Source organism: Hyphomonas sp. UBA4494 (genome assembly GCF_002388935.1).
In the GTDB taxonomy this organism is placed as follows: domain Bacteria; phylum Pseudomonadota; class Alphaproteobacteria; order Caulobacterales; family Hyphomonadaceae; genus Hyphomonas.
Genome location: NZ_DGNK01000017.1, coordinates 16,666 through 33,762, shown reverse-complemented (window position 1 = coordinate 33,762; position 17,097 = coordinate 16,666). Strand labels below are relative to the sequence as shown.

The window sequence follows — 17,097 nt, the reverse complement described above, 5'->3', positions numbered from 1 at the left end:
TCAGAACGGGTTCAGCGTATAGCCATCCTGTTGCAATTTCGCGTGCGCGGTCATCGCCGAAAGTGCGATTTCGATACCCGGCAGCAAATCTGATTTCTCGATGTCACGATAGGCCGCAGTCTGGCCACACAGAATAATACGGACACGGTGCTTTGCGAGCGCGGCCACCAAGGGCGCATTCGCGTTACCTGCTCCTGCCACAAGGTCCGCCGAGGCTCCGCCATGCACAACCACCGCCAGCTTGATGTTGGCGGCAGGGATACCGACCGCCTCGTGCATGTTCAGGAAACGCGCTGCGCTTTCCAATGTCCGGTTCACCTTGCCCGGCTCAGCAGGCGCCGCCGTGTCGAAAGCGATCTTGAAGACGGCGTCCTTGGACAGCCGCTCGGCATCCGGCACACTCGCCACTTTTCCGAAAGCAGGGATCGCCATACCGGGTTTGAAATCATCAGGACCCGCCAGCGCAGGCGCAACCAGCAGCAAAGCCGCGGTGGCGGAAAGGATTGATCGTATCATGGACATCTCCTCTGAGTGCCGCTGACCCTAGGCGGTGGCGCCAGCGACGTCGAGCCGCATTTGATGTACGGGCTTTTGCGTAGTCACCGGGCCGTCCACCATTGCTAGGACCATCGCCATGAAACAGGCATGGATTCCTTTCGCGTCGCGCCCCGTCCCGCGCTATACAAGCTATCCCACGGCGGCGGATTTCACGCCGCAGGTGGCGGAGACGGAGGCCAGAGTCTGGGCCAGCCAGACTGCGCCGGATAAACCGATCTCGGTCTATATTCACGTGCCGTTCTGCGAGAAGCTTTGCTTCTATTGCGGATGCGCGACCAGCGTGCCGAATGGTTATACGCGCATCGCCGCCTACCTAGAGACATTACATCGCGAAATCGACCTCTGGGCCAGGGCGCTGGGGGCCCATGACGGGATGGCGCACCTGCATTTCGGCGGCGGGTCTCCCAATGCGCTCTCAGCCGACGACTTCAAGGACCTTGTCGCGCATGCAAGCCGCGCCTTTGGCCTGCGTCCCGGCGCCGAGATCGCGGTCGAGATAGACCCGCGTGGCCTGACCCCGGATTTCATTCACGCCATGGCGGCCTCCGGCGTCAATCGCGTCAGCTTCGGCGTCCAGACGCTCTCCGCCACCGTGCAGCAAGCCGTGGGCCGCATTCAGCCGATAGTCCTCCTCAGCGAGGGCATCGCCCGACTGCATGGAGCAGGCATCGGCGCGATCAATATGGACCTCATGTATGGCTTACCCCACCAAACGGTCACAGATGTCGAGGAAGCCGCGCATTTCGCCACCGAGATGGGCGCCGCCCGCATCTCGCTGTTCGGCTACGCGCATGTGCCATGGTTCGCCAAACATCAGGCCGCAATTGATGAAGATGCCCTTCCCGGCCTTGAAGCCCGCTTTGAACAGGCCGAGGCAGGCGCGCGCACGCTGGAACTGGCAGGCTACCAGGCCATTGGCCTTGATCATTTCGCTCGCGCCAACGACTCGCTCACTCAAGCCGCCCGCACGGGCGCGCTTCACCGCAATTTCCAGGGTTATACGGACGATCCATGCGACACGCTGGTCGGCATAGGCAGCACGGCAATCTCCCAGTTTTCGGGCGGTTACATCCAGAACTTCAAGGAGCGGACAGCATGGCGCGCAGCGATTGAAGCGGGTCGCCTACCGGTCGAGCGTGGTGTCGCGCTGACTGAGGATGACTGCCTGCGCGCCCGCGCCATCGAGACGCTGATGTGCCAGATGGAAGTGGACGTGGACGGGCTCTGCCGCGAAATGGGCGCTGCCCCCGACAGCCTCGCCGACGCGCTTGAAACCGCCCGCTTTCTCCAGTCCGCAGGCCTGTGCCGGATCGCCGGCAGCACTATCCAAGTACCACCAGACGCACGCCTTTTCCTGCGCACGGTCGCCCAATGTCTTGATGGTCGCTACAAGCCCGCGCCGCGGCGCCATGCCAAGGCAGTCTAGTCCATCGCGTCTGGGCACGCGGCATCCCTTGCAGATACTCGATCTGGTGTTACACGCAGGCTCTACAATCCGGAGCGTGAAATCCCATGGCTGAATTCCTGGTCCTGCATCAGAAGAACAATAACAAGGTGCGCGTCGTGAATATCGAGCATGTACGCATGCTGCGGCCCCATGACGAAGCTGGCACGTGGCTGGAATTTGGTGGCGACAGCGAAATATCCAGCCTCCTGGTTCGGGAAGATCTGGATGACCTGATCACTTTTCTGGAAGCTGAACAGGTTTAGCCAGAGACGCTCTACGTCGCCTAAGCGCCCAGCGCCCGCGCATGATGGGCAATATGCTCGTCCATATAGGTCGCGATGAAATAGTAATCGTGGCCGTAGCCATCTCGCATATTGTAATCCAGCCGCTGGCCATGCTTTGCGCAGGCGTCGGTGAAGATTTCCGGCTTCAGTTCGCGCTCCAGAAATGTGTCGGCCGTGCCGGTATCCACGAGGATCGTCGCCTTGGTCTGGCGCTCCTTGACCAGTTCGGTCGCATCATACTGCTCCCATGCCACGGAAGGTTCGCCGAGATAGGCGGTGAAGGCCTTCTGGCCCCACGGAACCTGCGCCGGGCTTGTGATCGGGCTGAACGCCGAACAGGATTTGTATATTTTCGGATGTTTCAGGTGCAGCGTGATCGCGCCATGACCGCCCATAGAGTGGCCGAAGATCCCCTGCCGGCTCATATCCGCATAAGGGAAATTCTCCGCGATCACCTTCGGCAGTTCCTCGGTGATGTACTCGTCCATCTTGTAGTGCTTCGCCCACGGCTCCTGCGTCGCCGTCAGGTAAAGTCCTGCGCCCTGCCCCAGATCATAGGCCTCATCATCCGGCACATGCTCGCCGCGCGGGCTGGTGTCCGGCGCGATGATCATGATGCCATGCTTCGAGGCCGCACGCTGCAACCCGGACTTCTCCATCACATTGGCCCAGGTACAGGTCAGGCCCGACAAATACCACAGCACGGGCACCTTCTCGGGGTTCGCCTGCGAGGGGGTGTAGACCGCAAACCGCATCGTGCAGTTCTGCAAGGCGCTTTCATGATCATGGACAGACAGCGTGCCGCCAAAGGATTGCCACGAAGAAACTTCAATTGGTTGCACGCCATGATCCTTTTCGGTTTTGCTTTGGTGGCCGCCGCCCCTCGAGGTTCAGCACCCTTTTGGGCCTCGAATACGCCACTCCACGCATGTTGGCGATAGTGGCGCAAAGACCCCGCCAAGTAAAACGAAGACAATCGGAAAAAAACAGGCTCAACTCGCTGAAACCGCGAAACTTGGGATTCCCTTCGACTTCGCCTCTGGTACAAGGAAACCATCATCACAGGTCGCACCGGTCTTGATTCCGAAAACACCGGGGATACGGCCGCACAAGACATGCACGCTTAAGGGGACAAGTATGATCCGGATTTTGCTGACTCTTTTGGGGGTTGTGACGGCGTTTGCCGCGAGTGCACAGGCACAGACCGTTCAGCGGGACTGGACGCCCTATGAGCAGAACAAGCAATGCATGATTTCCGAGAATTTTTACAATACAACTTATCGAAGTGATGGGACGAAATACTGGTTCATCCCGGATAATTCGATGGCGACGATAATCCTGAAGTGGCATGTCACCGGCGACCAGTTCCTTAACGAAATGGAATACGTGTCCCGCAAGAGTTTTGCGGCGTGCTTCAATGGTGAGCGCGAATGTGGACTGCCGCTGAATTATAATATCGCGAATGAGCTCAGCCAGTTCGACGTGCCGGAAAATGGCGTCTCCACGGCCTATTTCAAGAACCCGCCGCCGGCGAGCGCCGTGCGCAACGCGATGGCGGTCGTCGGCGATTGTTTCGGTTCCGCCGGCGAGGGCATCTATCTCGATGAGGTCGAGCTGACCGAAACGGACCTGCCGATCGATATCTGTTTTCGCGCCGGACAGACGATGTTTTACCGCGGAGAAAATTACCGCAGCGAGGCGCCGCCGATGACCGACGCCCAGATCGCCAGATACAGGGAATGGGGCATGCTCGCCTACTACCTGATCAATCAGGTGCGCAACAAGCCTGATGAAGGGGCGACGCGATGCGGCGTTGCACCCATCGAGCTGATACCCACCTTCATGCAGTATTATGACGACAACAATTATGCCGCCCTTGAAGATCCCGTGCAGATCGCGGCACGGGAAGCAGAGGCTGCTGCAGCGGCGCAGGCTGCCGCCGAGAAGCAGGCCCGCGAGGACGAATATCTGCGAAAGTCCAAGCGCAAGCGCCTTCTGGCCCGCAACGATTATCAGCGTTTCGGCACGCTCGATGGTTGCCAGATCGCCTATTCCTACGTCTTTGGCGGTATCAATCGGGACAAGATGAGTTTCATCGTCGATCCGGTGCCGGACAGCGGCATCAGCTGGGCCCTGCAATTCGAGAAGACACAAGCCGCCGGACAGGCATGCCCGGCCATGCCGCAGGAGCTGGGCGACTGGGTCGCGAAGCAGGACCCGAAACTGTTCGAGGCCTATGGGGCCGAGGAGGAATTCCGGAACAACAAGCCGAACATCTGGAACGAGACTGACTGGAAGGCCTTTGTTGAACGCTGGATGTGGCGCGACCAGACCTTCGCCGAAACCTATGTTCAGGGCGGCAATTGCCAGGCGGCGATCTGGTATTCGCGCAACATTGCCCATGACTGGAGCAAGTTCAGTCAGGCTGAAGAGGATTTCGTCGGTCTCGCCAGAGTCTTCGACCGTTGGGGCGCCCCTGACAAAGCCTTGTGCGCGGCGATCCCGCCGGATGTGCTGCCACTGGCCCGCAAGACCTGGGAACGTCACTACAATCAGGTGATGCGTGAGAAAGCCCGGCAACAGGCCGAGTGGGACGCCGCCAATCGCCGGGAAGCCGCGCGCCGTGCCGAAATCGACGCCGCCTATGACGAGCTGCTGAACTGGAAGCCGCCCTATCAGAAGCAGTCCGAATTGCGCTGCTACAATGTTGAAGAGACGAAATATGGCACGCGTCAAAGGTGCTTCAGCGACTAGGCGCGACCTTCCTTCAGCAGACTGCACAACATCGACTACACAGGAACGAAAACCGTATCATGCCAGGCTACACACTCTACGGCGCCGAAGTCAGCTATTTCACCGGCAAGGCGCGCGCCTATCTCGACTGGCGCGGCGTGGACTATGTCGAGGAGCTGGCGACGCAGCAGGTCTACCGTGACATCATCCTGCCCTCGGTTGGCTGGCCGGTCATTCCGGTGATGAAGACGCCAAGCGGCGAGATCGTGCAGGATACCGCCGACATCATCGCCCATGTCGAGGTGGCGGAAGGGCTCTCCCCTCCTGCAATTCCGGACACGCCGGTTCAGGCCTTCGTCGCGCAGCTGCTGCAGCTCTATGCAGATGAGTGGCTCGTCCTGCCGGCAATGCACTATCGCTGGAACTATAATGAAGACTGGGCCTATCAGGAGTTTGGCGCGATCTCTGCGCCGGACCGCCCGGCGCCGGAACAATATGACATCGGCAAGCGCAATGGAGAACGCTTCAAGGGCGCGTTGCCGCCGCTTGGCGTTTCCCCGACCACTGCACCGGCGATCGAGCAGAGCTATGAGGCATTCCTCCGCGAATTCTCTGCGCATCTGGAAGTGCACCCGTATGCGCTGGGCGGCCGCGCCACGCTGGCGGACTTCGCGCTCTATGGCCCACTCTATGCACACCTCTACCGAGACCCCGCATCGGGTGATCTGATGAGACGTTATGCGCCCAAGGTCGCCGACTGGGTCGAGCGCGTGAAGGCAGGCTCCCCGCCTCAGGGCGACCGGCCCGCAAATGACGAAATCCCCGTTACGCTGGTGCCCATCCTCGCCCGCCAGATGCGCGAGCAGTTCCCGGCCCTGCACCAGACCGCGCAACTCTTTGCCAACTGGGCCGAGACCGCTTCCCCCGGCACACATGTGCCGCGCGCGGTCGGCCAGATCGAGATCGACATTGAGGATACGCAAGGTCCTGCCGCTGCGCGCACCTTCCCGCTATGGCGTTTGCAGGCAGCGCTCGACGCCTATGCGGTGCTTGACGGCGACGCCCTCGCCCGCGCCGATGATCTGCTGGAACGTGTTCGCGGCAGCGCGCTAAAAGAGTTCATCCTGCCGGCCCGGCTTGCGCGCGCAGACTATCGCCTCGCACTCGCCTGATTGGGTCAGGGCGCGACGGCGAGACACTCGATCTCGACCTCTGCCCCAAGAGCCAGACCATTGACACCAAAGGTCGACCGCGCCGGTTTGGGGTCCGGCAGCGCTGCGTCATAAGCCGCATTCATTGCGCCATAAGCCGCCATGTCGCCCAAGAAAACTGAACATTTTGCCACATCAGAAAGGTCGGCATCGAACTCGGCAAGCGTTCGTTCGATATTCGCAAAGATCATCCTGGTTTCAGGGCCGACGCCTCCAGGCGCGAGTTCATTCGTTGCCGGATCAATGCCCAGTTCGCCGGATAGATAGATTACGTCGCCCACGCGCACGGCCTTGGAAAAGGGCAGATCCGTTCCCGCTTTGGTGACGCCGGCAAAATGGGAAACTTCGGGCGAGGTGTTAACCTGAATGTCCTGAACATCCATAGCGACGCAGCCACTCAACAGCATGGCCGCCGCGCTCACCCCCAAAATTCTCATCATGTCCGCCTTCCCCTCAGTGAATCCATTTTGGCTCTTCGCCCTCGATCCCATCCTCCTCGTCATCGTCAAGGTCTGAATAGGTCGTGAACTGAACATCGTATCCGAAGGGCTGGTCTTCCGCTGGCACGTCCGGCTCGGTCACATAGACCTGCAACTCGCCGTCCATCTTGAAGCCAAGCCGCTTGCCGATGACAGAAATCATGTCCGCGGCCTGTTCCGGGTCGGTCGCCCAGACCTTCATGCCCATGATGCACGGACCGATCTCGGTCTCGTAATCGGCGTTCGGCTCGAACACCTGCCCGTCCGCAATCAGCGTATAGTGAGTAAACTCCGTCATGGAGAAATCATTACCCGCTTTGCAGCCAAGGTCGAGCCCGTGGGGCCAATTTCCGGGGGCTGGCGCGCACAAAAAAGGGCGACGGTACAGCGCCGCCCTCCAAGGTTGACGTGCATCCCACGCTAGCCGCGCAACATGGTGCAGATCTTGTTGCCGTCCGGGTCGCGCAGATAGGCGAGATAAAGCTTCATGCCGCCGCCTTCTCGCCAGCCCGGTGGGTCTTCGATGGCCTTGCCGCCTGCCTCGATCCCGGCCTTGTGCCAGGCATCGGCCTGTTCGGTGCTGTCGACCGCAAAACCGATCGTGCCGCCATTGGCATGACAGGCTGGCTCGCCATCAATCGGCGGCGTGACAAGGAATGTTCCGCCATTGTGGAGATAGATCAGTCGCCCCTTCGGATCGACAATCGCCTCGCGCCCGCCCAGCGACTTGAAAAGCGCGTCGTAGAATTTCTTTGATTTTTCCAGATCGTTCGTGCCGACCATAACGTGACTGAACATGTGTTTCCTCCTCGTGGATGGGGAATTTGTGCCTCAGCCGCCGAAACAGCGCCAGAGGGATTTCGGCCTCCCCCCGCGTCAGCTTGCCATAGCCGCCGCCAGCAGCGGACGCAGATGGCTCAAATAGTCTGCCTTGCCGATGGCCAGCCCTTCGGCCCGCAGGATGTCGTAGGCGGTGACGAGATGGAAATAAAAGTTCGGCGTCAGCCATTCGTCGATATAGTCTTGGCCGGTCATGGAAAGCGTCGGCATGCCTGGCAGTTCGAGAGAGGTCTTCGCCTCGGCGAAGCTTTCCTTCGTGTCGGTCTGCGCCTCGATCCGGGAAATCGTCTCGGCCACAAGGGCTTTCAGGTCCGCGAAGCTCGCCGCATCAACCTCGAACTCTTTCACAGGCGTGTCGTTCAGCTTGCCCAGAAGTAATTCTGCCTGACGGCACGTGAACCATATCTGGTTCGGCAGAGGCAGCATGTCCTCGGCCAGCCGCGCCGTCAGCAGGGCTGTCTTCGCTGCGTCGTCCGGAAACAGCTCCGCCTCGGCCCGGCCAAGAATATTCTGCAGCGTGATCAGGCGCGTGCGGTAGATGTCGAGATTACGTTTTACGATGGTCATTTGTTTTTCCCTCTAGCGCGACTCAGCGGTAATCCACTTCAAATGTGGTGCAGCCTTCGAAATCGCAATCCGTGCGATCCCAGGAAATGACAATGCGGGCTCCATTCCTGCTCGCGATGGACTCTCGCAGTCCGGCCTCATCGTCGAGGAGATCAATCTTGCCGATCCTCGGATTTCCGCGCAGGCAAACAGATGCCGCCTCGGCGAACTGATTGATCCACCAATAATGGGTCATCGGGGCGACTTCACCGACAAATTGTTTGTCTGCTTCGTCGCGGCAGTCGGTATCTTCTTCACATCCCGCATCGGTCGCTATGCCCCACATGATGATTTCGTCTTCAGATCCGCGAAACGCCGCAAGACGCATATACCGGGCGGAGGAACCCGCTCGCGGCCCTGAATCGACCCACGTCTGAAGATCACTGCAGAATTTCTGATCCATCGTCGGGCCGGTGCTCATGCAACCGGAAACGATCGAAGCGCCCGCCAAGGCCACGCTTGCGCAAAGAATCTGTGCGGGCCGGCGCGACACTAATACACCACCACGCTCCGAATGCTCTCGCCAGCATGCATCAGGTCGAACGCGTCATTGATCTTGTCCAGCTTCATGACGTGGGTGATCATCGGGTCGATCTGGATCTTGCCGTTCATGTACCAGTCGACGATCTTGGGCACGTCCGTGCGCCCTTTCGCGCCACCGAAGGCCGTGCCGCGCCAGTTGCGCCCGGTGACCAGCTGGAAGGGCCGTGTACTGATTTCCTTGCCGGCCTCGGCCACGCCGATAATGATCGAGGTGCCCCAGCCGCGATGACAGCATTCCAGCGCCTGACGCATCACGTCCGTATTGCCGGTACAATCGAAGGAATAGTCCGCGCCGCCATCGGTCAGCTCGACGAGATGGGCGACCACATCAGCGGTCTCCTTCGGATTGACGAAATGCGTCATCCCAAATTTCTCGCCCCATTCCTTCTTGGAATTGTTGATGTCGACACCGATGATCTTGTCGGCGCCCGCCATCTTCGCGCCCTGCAGCACGTTGAGGCCGATGCCGCCCAGGCCGAACACGACGACATTGTCACCGACCTGAACCTTGGCCGTATTGGTCACCGCGCCCACGCCCGTCGTCACACCGCAACCGACATAGCAGGCCTTGTCGAAGGGCGCGTCGGTGCGGATTTTCGCGACCGCGATTTCCGGCAGGACGGTGAAGTTCGAAAAAGTCGAGCAGCCCATATAATGATAGATCGGCTGGCCCTTGTAGCTGAAGCGCGTCGTGCCGTCGGGCATCAGACCCTTGCCCTGCGTCGCGCGGATCGCGGTACAGAGATTGGTCTTTCCGGAAAGACAGCTTTTGCACTGGCGGCATTCCGGCGTGTAGAGCGGGATCACATGATCGCCCGGCTGCACACTCGTCACGCCCGCGCCCACTTCACGCACAATGCCTGCGCCCTCATGGCCAAGCACGCTCGGGAAGATGCCCTCACTGTCCAGCCCGTCCAGCGTGTAGGCGTCCGTATGGCAAATGCCTGTCGCCATGATCTCGACCAGAACTTCCCCGGCCTTCGGGCCTTCCAGATCCAGTTCGACGATTTCCAGCGGTTTCTTGGCTTCAAAGGCGACAGCGGCGCGCGTTTTCATGAGGGAGCTCCATAATGTTTGGGTGCCATACTACTCTTGCGCTCTGCGCGATAAAGTACGTAATTCGCAATTCATTGTTGCAGGACTGGGATAATGCAAACGGATTGGGATGGTATTGAGGAGTTCGTGGCTGTGGCGACGTGCATGGGCTTCAAGCCCGCGGCGGAAATGTTGAACGTCTCAACCTCGCATGTGAGCCGCGCCGTTACCAGACTGGAAAACGCCATCGGCGCGCCGCTATTCTATCGCACGACCCGCAAAGTCTCTCTCACCGATACGGGCCGCACCGTGCTCAGCCATTGCCAGCAACTTATCGAGTCGCGGGACGAGCTGTATGCCGTGGTGGGCGGCACCAATGAACCGCAGGGAGAGATCAAGATCACCTGCCCCACATCTCTGGGCGAACGCTACATCTCGCCCATCGTGCGCGAGTTCAGCCAGGATTATCCCAAAGTAGAGATCACGCTCGACCTCTCCAACCGGCTGGTCGACCTGATCGCCGAGGGCATCGATCTCGCAATCCGCACCGGCATGCTGGAAGATTCCCGCCTGATCAGTTCGCGGGTGGCCAGCCGGCAATTTCTGGTTTGCGCATCCCCTGCCTATCTGGACGCCCACGGCACACCCGAACGGCTTGACGACCTGAAAACCCACAATTGCCTGACAGGCTCCTCCAGCACATGGCGCTTTCGGCAGGGCGGCCAGCACCAAACCCTCCGTCCACGGGGCAATTGGCGTTCAAATTCCGGCGCATCCGTGCTGGACGGATTGCTCGCAGGCAAAGGAATCGGACAGCTACCACTTTTTTATGTCGCGCCGTATCTCGAGAACGGGCGACTGGTCGAACTGTTCAGGGAATTCCGGCCCGAGCCGGAACCCATCTGGGCGGTTTACCCCCAAGCCCGTCATCTTCAGCCCAAGGTGCACTTGCTGGTAGATCGCATCCGCGCACAATTGCAGCCCGCATTCGAAGTGCGCATCCAGCATCACCTGCAAGGATAACCCCGTCACCCCTTTTAGGCGCAAGCCTCCAGATTGGCATCAAACGCGCCCATACGGGAGATTTTCGGCCCATCTTCATGAATATCGCATCGGTCGATCCGCAACTCTCCCTCTTCCAGCCGGATCAGATTGAACGAAGGCGGCTCAGCCCGCAGGCGCACCGATAACGTTCCGGATGAGACGGCGAGATAGCAACCATTGGCGCGTTGGCGCACGACGACCGAGGGCGTGTGGACATGCCCCGTCAGCACCATCTGTACATGGCTCGCCGCCACCATATCGCTGGCGCGTCGGCCTCTGCGGGTCCGTGTGCGGAGCGGCGCACCCGGCAGGGAATGAAATGGGTGATGGCAGGCAATCAGTTTGACCTCTGCTCTCGACTTGCCTGCGCGAACAATCGCCTCATCCAGATCGTCCAGATTGACAGACCCTTCAGCCCAGTTCCGCCGTGCCTGCCAGCCGCGCGCCGTGTTGAGGCCGACAGCGATCGCACCGCCAGCCTCGACGACCTCAAATTGCTGATTGAATCGCCGCTTGAATCGTTTAAAGGGTTCCGCCGCCCGCGCCGCGACATTGAACATGGGGGTGTCGTGATTGCCGGGCACAACGAGCTTCGGCATGTCGAACCTGTCCAGCCACTCGGCCGCAGCATCGAACTCACGTGTACGTCCCCGCTGGGTCAAATCTCCGCATACGACCAACATGTCAGGTTTGGTGGACTTGATACAGGCTTCGGCAGCTTCAATCGCGTTTTCGTCTTCGGCGCCGAAATGAATGTCTGAAATCTGTGCAATTACCGTCATCAGGACATGTCTGGAACGAAGATTTTCACCGCAGAATCGATCCGCCGGAACCTCAGCGGTGTGTCCATCTCTTTGAGTTCACCATCCAGCGTGACATTGATGCGCCCCTTGTCGGTCTGGTGCACCTCGATCTCGTCAGCAAGTTTCAGCGCAACATCCTCAGCATTGCGCCAGCCATCGAACATCATCTCCAGGCCAAGCTTGGCGAGGTCCAGCAAGCCCTGAGGGTCAATACTCGCAATCTCCAGCTTTCCGGGCGTGTCCGGATTGATGTTCACCGTCAGAGTGGTGGCGGTCTCGGCGGCCTTGCCGGGGGCGTTCCAGGCAATGTTGGATTTCAGGGCCAGAGCCGAAGAGTCGTGCACGATCTCCGCGGCCTCAAGAATTTTCCCCTCGCGCAATGCTTCGCGTGAATTGGTGAACCGGGTCATGTCACCCATCATGGCCGCCACGAAGAAGCGGGGTCCGCCGACAATCTCGCCACATGGCATCGGGCGTACCTTGCCCCCCTGCAGCGCGCGATCGATCAGCACGTCCCACTCATGGTCGCCGCCCAGGGCGCGAGTGGGCAACATATTCATCGTCCCGCCCGGCAGTGGCAGGACCGCCGGACCGAGCAGACCGGCATGCGACAACGCGCAGGCAATCGTGCCATCCCCGCCCCAGACAATCAGCGTGTCCGGCTCTTCAGCGAGCGCCGCTTCCATGAGCAGCGCAAGATCATCCTCACCGACCGTATGGATCGAGGTAGCGTCCGGCAGACCGGAGAGTTTTTCACGCAAGAGATCAGCGGCTCCCTCGGGCGTGCTGCCCGAGAGCGGATTGATCACACAGGACACACGGCCAAGCCGCGAAAGCACATTTGTTGGAGTCATGTGCGTAGAACGCGCCAGATGACAAATTTGTTCCCGGCGTTCAGCAAGCTCTCGCCCTGCGGGAAAACCTCGCTATAACGGCGCGCATGACAGAAATGACACCTTCCGATTCGCTCCGCGTCGCCATTGCCGGCGTCGCGGGTCGCATGGGCCGCCAGCTGGTCGGCGCCGCGCTTGATGCTGGCCTTACCGTGGTGGGCGGCAGCGAGGCTCCCTCTTCCGAACATCTCGGCGAGGATATTGGCGAACTGGCAGGCCGTCGCCTGTTGGACCTGAAACCGGCGACCGATCCGGTCGCAGCTGCGGCAAAGGCTGATGTCTGGATCGACTTCACCCGCCCTGCCGCGACCCTGGCTGCGCTAGACTCCCTGAAACACACAAGCGTGCGCGCCGCCATCATCGGCACGACCGGCTTCACTGATGAAGAAGAGGCCGAGATTGCGCAGGCCGCGCAGTCCCTTGCCATCGTCAAGGCGGGGAATTTCTCGGTGGGCATCAATCTGCTGCAGGCCCTCACCCGCATGGCGGCCGAACGGCTCGGTCCGGATTGGGATATCGAAATCCTCGAAACGCATCATCGCCGCAAGGTCGACGCCCCCTCGGGCACCGCGCTCATGGTGGGCGAGGCCGCCGCTGCAGGCCGCGGAAAGCCGCTGTCAGACCTGCGGGCTGGCCCTTATGATGGCCCAGACGCCAAGCGGCGCGCTGGCAGCATCGGCTTTGCCGTACGCCGGTCTGGCGGAGTGATCGGCGAGCATGAAGTCAGCTTCGGCTCGGACATGGAAATCCTCTCGCTCAGCCATACCGCCATTGACCGCGCGGTCTTCGCGCATGGCGCCCTGGGCGCGGCAGCATGGGCGATGCGCCAGGATCCAGGCCTCTACGACATGAATGACGTGCTGGGGCTTTGAAGCAACGCCCACAGGTCACCATTCTCCCAACAGCTGAATCAGGGTTGACGCTCGTGTTCGCAGTGGCAGCATGACAAGTTCGTAAAGTTTGAGCACTGGGACCGGCATATGATCGGAATTGTGGTTGTCAGCCACGGAAAGCTTGCCCGCGAACTCGTCGCCGCCACGGAACACGTGGTCGGCGAGCAGGATCGATTCCGCTCGATCTCTATCGAAGTGGAAGACGACATCGAGGCGCGCCGCGATCAGATCCGCGAAACGGCCAAGTCCTGCGATGCCGGCAAGGGCGTCATCATCCTGACAGACATGTTTGGCGGCACGCCCTCAAACCTCGCCATGTCGGTAATGAATGCCGGCAATGTCGAAGTCCTGTCCGGCGTCAACCTGCCCATGCTGATCAAGCTGGCCGAAGTGCGCGGCGAGATGACCCTCAAGGACGCCGCCAAAGTCGCCGCAGAGGCGGGCCGCAAGTATATCAACATCGCCTCCGAACTCCTCGCGAAATCAAACTGATGCCCGACACGGAAACCCTCACCGCCAGCCAGCGCGCCATGATCGTCAACCGCAAGGGCCTGCACGCGCGCGCCTCTGCCCGCCTGTCCCGCCTTGCCGGTGAGTTTCAATCCCGCATCATCGTCTCGCACGAGGGCGAAACCGCCGATGCGCGCTCCATCATGGACCTCATGATGCTGGTCGCTCACAAGGGCTGCGAAGTCGACATCAACGCCGAAGGCCCCGACGCCGCCGAGGCCGTCACCGCCATCGCCAGCCTCATCGCCGACGGCTTCGGCGAACAGGGCGAAGCCGATACGATCTGCTGAAAATCAGGGTCAGAATTTGCGCTGGACATTGCAACCCCCGATTTATAGTGGTTGGGCATGACCCGTCTGTTTGCTCTTCTGTTTCTGTACGCTCTGATCGCGGTTTTACCGGCAAATGCGCAAGCATATTCCCTGAAATCGGGAGAAACTCTTGCGGATTCGGAGTATCAAACCACATTCACGGTCGGTGGAGGCAAGCGCCTCGTTCTGGAGGTCAAGTTCGACAACGAGGCAGACTCATCAGACCAGCGGACAGCGTCACTCGTGGAAATACTTCAGGATCACCTTATTCCCATGGCTGTAAAAAAGGGATTCTCCCGAATTGCGATCTGGGAGAACTTGTCAGAGGTGACCACGAGGAAGAACCGACCGCCCTCCCTGCTGTCTTTGAATTTCACCAGTAGCACCTCCGAAAACTATGATTTTGATCTTCAGGACCAGTGGGTTTGGAGTCAGGTCGCGGGTCCGGAACTGGATCTATCGAAATTTTCCATGATGACGTTCGAATACGACGAGACGGCCGACGTTTACCGTACAGAACTGCGTCGCAGAGACCTGAATGATGGCAATCTCATTTTTGAAGTCTGGGTGAGCGCCCCAGACACCTCGCCGAAACAACTCGCCGCCAAGGCCAACACGGTTTTCCAGGAACTGTCTGGTTGCACAAAGGATGGGGTGCCGATCGAGAAGGACAGCTATATGGCAAAGCATAATGCCAAGGCGCTGATCGTGTACGCGGTACCCGTCCGGTACACCTCCCCCCTTCAGTCTGCCCCCCGCGTGAGACTTCTGTACGGCCATGAAGATGGCGTTCCATATTGCCGTACACAATCTGGGGAATCGCTTGGAACTTGGGACGACATCTACGCATCGTTGAGTGAATAGGCCTGGGACAGCCTGCCTGGGCACCTCCCCCCTTCCAAAACCCCCAAATCATCCCTATATTGGTCATGTCTTCGGACTATGGCGATAAACGCGCGTGCAATAAGCGGTTCGGACCCGGGGGCGGTACCCGGCGGCTCCACCAAAAGCAGGTTCAGGCTCTCACCAGCCTGTTTCTGACGGGGCCGAAATAGGATCGACGGACGTGTAAAGACGATGCCTTTGCCGGATTGGGCCCCCTCAGAAGCCCATATCACATAGTTGCAAATGACAACTTTGCTGAAGGTGAACTGCTCGCAGCGTAAGCTGTGCTCGGTTAACCGATCTAACTCCTAGGGTTTCAGACCCCTAGGCGGGGCCCGGAGGCGCCTGGCAACAGAAGCCTCCACCTTATCCTTTTCCTCGCAAATTCGTGGCCGCCGCGCGCTGGCCAGTCTGGAACTTTGTCGCTAGCGTTCGGATCGAACACGCTGAGGGAGCTGGCCACCATGAAGCATTACCTCGTCGCCGCCATATCGGCGCTCGCCCTGACCGCCTGTTCCCCGCAGACAGGAGAGACGTCGATGCCGGATACCAAAGCGCCGATCAGCTATGCCGCCGAAGGCTGGACCGCAAAATCCCTGCCGGAACTCGCCGAAGCCCTGAAGGCTGGTGATGTCTCCGCCGAAGCGCTAACCCGGGCCTATCTGGACCGGATCGAGTTGGTCGACCGCTCCGGCCCCACGCTGCAAGCGGTCCTCACCCTGAACCCGGATGCGCTGGAGGCCGCCCGCGCGCTGGACGCAAAGCGGGACGCCGGCGAGCCGCTCGGCGCGCTCCACGGCCTGCCGATCCTGATCAAGGACAATATCGAAACAGCGGACAACATGCCCACCACGGCTGGCGCCCTCGCCCTGAAGGACAATGTTACGGACCGCGACTCCCCGCTCGTCGCGGGGCTGCGCGCTGAGGGCGCCATCATCCTCGGCAAGACCAATCTCAGCCAATGGGCAAACTTCCGCTCGAACAGTTCGATGAGCGGCTGGTCCGCGCTTGGTGGACAAGTCCGCAATCCGCACATGCTGGACCGCAATCCCTGTGGCTCAAGTTCCGGATCGGGCGCTGCCGCCGCCGCCTCCCTCGCCGCGGGTACGGTCGGCACCGAAACCAATGGCTCGATCATCTGCCCATCCAACGTGAATGGCGTCGTCGGCTTCAAGCCCACGGTCGGCCTCGTCTCGCAGGACTTCATCATTCCGATCTCCTCTTCACAGGATACAGCCGGCCCGATGACGAAGACGGTCATGGGCGCCGCGATGATGCTCAACGCCATGGCGACCGACGCAGCGAAGACAGACTATGCCGCCACCCTTGATACCGCCGCGTTGCAAGGCAAGCGCATCGGCGTCCTGCGCGGCGCCCAAGGCAGCAGCCCGCTCATCAAAGACAGTTTCGAACAGGCCCTTTCGGACATGGAATCGGCAGGCGCAATCCTGGTTGATATCGACGACATCGACATGCCCGACGGCTTTTGGGGAAAGTCATTCGATGTGTTGAAGTATGAGTTCAAGGCGACACTGAATGCCTATCTCGCGAGCACGCCGGACACGGTCACAACGCGCACGCTGGCCGACCTGATCGCTTTCAATGCCGAACATGCAGACATCGAACTCGCCTTGTTCAATCAGGATATTTTCGAACAGTCGGAAGGCATGGAAGATCTTGAGTCCGAGGGCTATCGAGAGGCTGTTGCCTTCGTCCAGTCCGCCACCCGCGAAAACGGCATAGACCGTCTGTTGGCAGAGCATGACGTGGTCGCCCTTGTCGCCCCTTCAGGGCCACTCGCCCCGCGCGCTGATCCGGTCAATGGCGATGTCTGGCCGGACTGGGCAGGCGCGGGCTATGCGGCGGCCATTGCCGGATATCCACACCTGACGGTTCCAATGGGCTCTGTTCGGGGCATCCCCATTGGCCTGTCCTTCATGGGCGGCAAGGACCAGGACGCGGCGATCCTCTCGCTCGGCTATGCTTATGAGCAGCGGACGCAAGCCCGCGCTGAGCCGACAT

General features: G+C 60.2%; 19 protein-coding genes, 1 other RNA gene and 1 pseudogene. 11 read left to right on the top strand and 10 right to left on the bottom strand.

Annotation, left to right across the window (positions count from 1 at the left end):
* Complete coding sequence (locus B2P82_RS06305) at positions 1-516, bottom strand: DsrE family protein (RefSeq protein ID WP_290495859.1); 516 nt, start codon at positions 514-516, stop codon at positions 1-3.
* Positions 517-634: 118 nt separating this feature from the next.
* On the opposite strand from B2P82_RS06305, the gene hemN reads away from it, so the two are divergent.
* Together hemN and B2P82_RS06295 are read left to right on the top strand one after the other, a co-directional pair.
* Positions 635-1,984, top strand: coding sequence for an oxygen-independent coproporphyrinogen III oxidase (gene hemN / locus B2P82_RS06300; protein ID WP_290495857.1), 1,350 nt, complete (start codon positions 635-637; stop codon positions 1,982-1,984).
* Between the two features lie 86 nt (positions 1,985-2,070).
* A complete protein-coding gene (locus tag B2P82_RS06295; protein WP_034810800.1) occupies positions 2,071-2,268 on the top strand; it encodes a hypothetical protein in 198 nt (65 codons plus the stop codon).
* A 20-nt stretch (positions 2,269-2,288) separates the two neighbouring features.
* On the opposite strand, the gene fghA is transcribed toward B2P82_RS06295, so the two are convergent.
* Positions 2,289-3,131 (bottom strand): S-formylglutathione hydrolase, encoded by an 843-nt coding sequence (gene fghA, locus B2P82_RS06290; protein WP_290495855.1) that lies wholly within the window; start codon positions 3,129-3,131, stop codon positions 2,289-2,291.
* A gap of 295 nt (positions 3,132-3,426) precedes the next feature.
* On the opposite strand from fghA, the gene B2P82_RS06285 reads away from it, so the two are divergent.
* Together B2P82_RS06285 and B2P82_RS06280 are read left to right on the top strand one after the other, a co-directional pair.
* Positions 3,427-5,043, top strand: a complete 1,617-nt coding sequence (locus B2P82_RS06285) for a hypothetical protein (protein WP_290495853.1) — start codon at positions 3,427-3,429, stop codon at positions 5,041-5,043.
* 59 nt (positions 5,044-5,102) lie between these two features.
* On the top strand, positions 5,103-6,194 hold the full coding sequence (locus B2P82_RS06280) for a glutathione S-transferase family protein (protein WP_290495852.1): 1,092 nt from the start codon (positions 5,103-5,105) through the stop codon (positions 6,192-6,194).
* 5 nt (positions 6,195-6,199) lie between these two features.
* Here B2P82_RS06280 and B2P82_RS06275 read toward each other — a convergent pair whose 3' ends face one another.
* From B2P82_RS06275 to B2P82_RS06250, 6 genes are all read right to left on the bottom strand, one after another.
* Positions 6,200-6,673: a RidA family protein gene (locus B2P82_RS06275; RefSeq protein WP_290495850.1), complete on the bottom strand. Its 474-nt coding sequence runs from the start codon at positions 6,671-6,673 to the stop codon at positions 6,200-6,202.
* Positions 6,674-6,686: 13 nt separating this feature from the next.
* A complete protein-coding gene (locus B2P82_RS06270; protein WP_051607429.1) occupies positions 6,687-7,010 on the bottom strand; it encodes a hypothetical protein in 324 nt (107 codons plus the stop codon).
* A gap of 122 nt (positions 7,011-7,132) precedes the next feature.
* Positions 7,133-7,510 (bottom strand): VOC family protein, encoded by a 378-nt coding sequence (locus B2P82_RS06265; protein WP_206991202.1) that lies wholly within the window; start codon positions 7,508-7,510, stop codon positions 7,133-7,135.
* Positions 7,511-7,588: 78 nt separating this feature from the next.
* Entirely contained in the window at positions 7,589-8,119 is a 531-nt protein-coding gene (locus B2P82_RS06260; protein ID WP_290495848.1) for a DUF1993 domain-containing protein, read from the bottom strand.
* Between the two features lie 22 nt (positions 8,120-8,141).
* Entirely contained in the window at positions 8,142-8,561 is a 420-nt protein-coding gene (locus B2P82_RS06255) for a hypothetical protein (protein WP_290495846.1), read from the bottom strand.
* A gap of 89 nt (positions 8,562-8,650) precedes the next feature.
* Complete coding sequence (locus B2P82_RS06250; RefSeq protein ID WP_290495844.1) at positions 8,651-9,757, bottom strand: S-(hydroxymethyl)glutathione dehydrogenase/class III alcohol dehydrogenase; 1,107 nt, start codon at positions 9,755-9,757, stop codon at positions 8,651-8,653.
* Positions 9,758-9,850: 93 nt separating this feature from the next.
* Here B2P82_RS06250 and B2P82_RS06245 point away from each other — a divergent pair, with 93 nt between their 5' ends.
* On the top strand, positions 9,851-10,759 hold the full coding sequence (locus B2P82_RS06245) for a LysR family transcriptional regulator (protein ID WP_290495842.1): 909 nt from the start codon (positions 9,851-9,853) through the stop codon (positions 10,757-10,759).
* A gap of 14 nt (positions 10,760-10,773) precedes the next feature.
* Here B2P82_RS06245 and B2P82_RS06240 read toward each other — a convergent pair whose 3' ends face one another.
* Both B2P82_RS06240 and B2P82_RS06235 read right to left on the bottom strand, forming a co-directional pair.
* Positions 10,774-11,562 carry a metallophosphoesterase family protein gene (locus B2P82_RS06240; RefSeq protein WP_290480647.1) on the bottom strand — a complete coding sequence of 263 codons (789 nt, stop codon included), beginning with the start codon at positions 11,560-11,562 and terminating at the stop codon, positions 10,774-10,776.
* A complete protein-coding gene (locus B2P82_RS06235) occupies positions 11,562-12,437 on the bottom strand; it encodes a diacylglycerol/lipid kinase family protein (RefSeq protein ID WP_290495840.1) in 876 nt (291 codons plus the stop codon). The genes B2P82_RS06240 and B2P82_RS06235 overlap by 1 nt, the downstream gene beginning before the upstream one ends.
* Positions 12,438-12,532: 95 nt before the next feature.
* On the opposite strand from B2P82_RS06235, the gene dapB reads away from it, so the two are divergent.
* The 6 genes and pseudogenes from dapB to B2P82_RS06205 all read left to right on the top strand — a co-directional run.
* Positions 12,533-13,348, top strand: a complete 816-nt coding sequence (gene dapB / locus B2P82_RS06230) for a 4-hydroxy-tetrahydrodipicolinate reductase (protein WP_206991209.1) — start codon at positions 12,533-12,535, stop codon at positions 13,346-13,348.
* Between the two features lie 108 nt (positions 13,349-13,456).
* Complete coding sequence (locus B2P82_RS06225; RefSeq protein WP_034810778.1) at positions 13,457-13,861, top strand: PTS sugar transporter subunit IIA; 405 nt, start codon at positions 13,457-13,459, stop codon at positions 13,859-13,861.
* Complete coding sequence (locus B2P82_RS06220; RefSeq protein ID WP_034810777.1) at positions 13,861-14,169, top strand: HPr family phosphocarrier protein; 309 nt, start codon at positions 13,861-13,863, stop codon at positions 14,167-14,169. The genes B2P82_RS06225 and B2P82_RS06220 overlap by 1 nt, the downstream gene beginning before the upstream one ends.
* A gap of 57 nt (positions 14,170-14,226) precedes the next feature.
* The gene (locus B2P82_RS06215; RefSeq protein ID WP_290495838.1) at positions 14,227-15,054 is read left to right on the top strand and encodes a hypothetical protein; all 828 of its coding nucleotides are present in this window, start codon (positions 14,227-14,229) and stop codon (positions 15,052-15,054) included.
* Between the two features lie 28 nt (positions 15,055-15,082).
* Positions 15,083-15,441: a transfer-messenger RNA gene (ssrA, locus tag B2P82_RS06210) on the top strand.
* A 98-nt stretch (positions 15,442-15,539) separates the two neighbouring features.
* Positions 15,540-17,090, top strand: a pseudogene (locus tag B2P82_RS06205) (amidase); the annotation flags it as partial.
* Between the last annotated feature and the right edge of the window lie 7 nt (positions 17,091-17,097).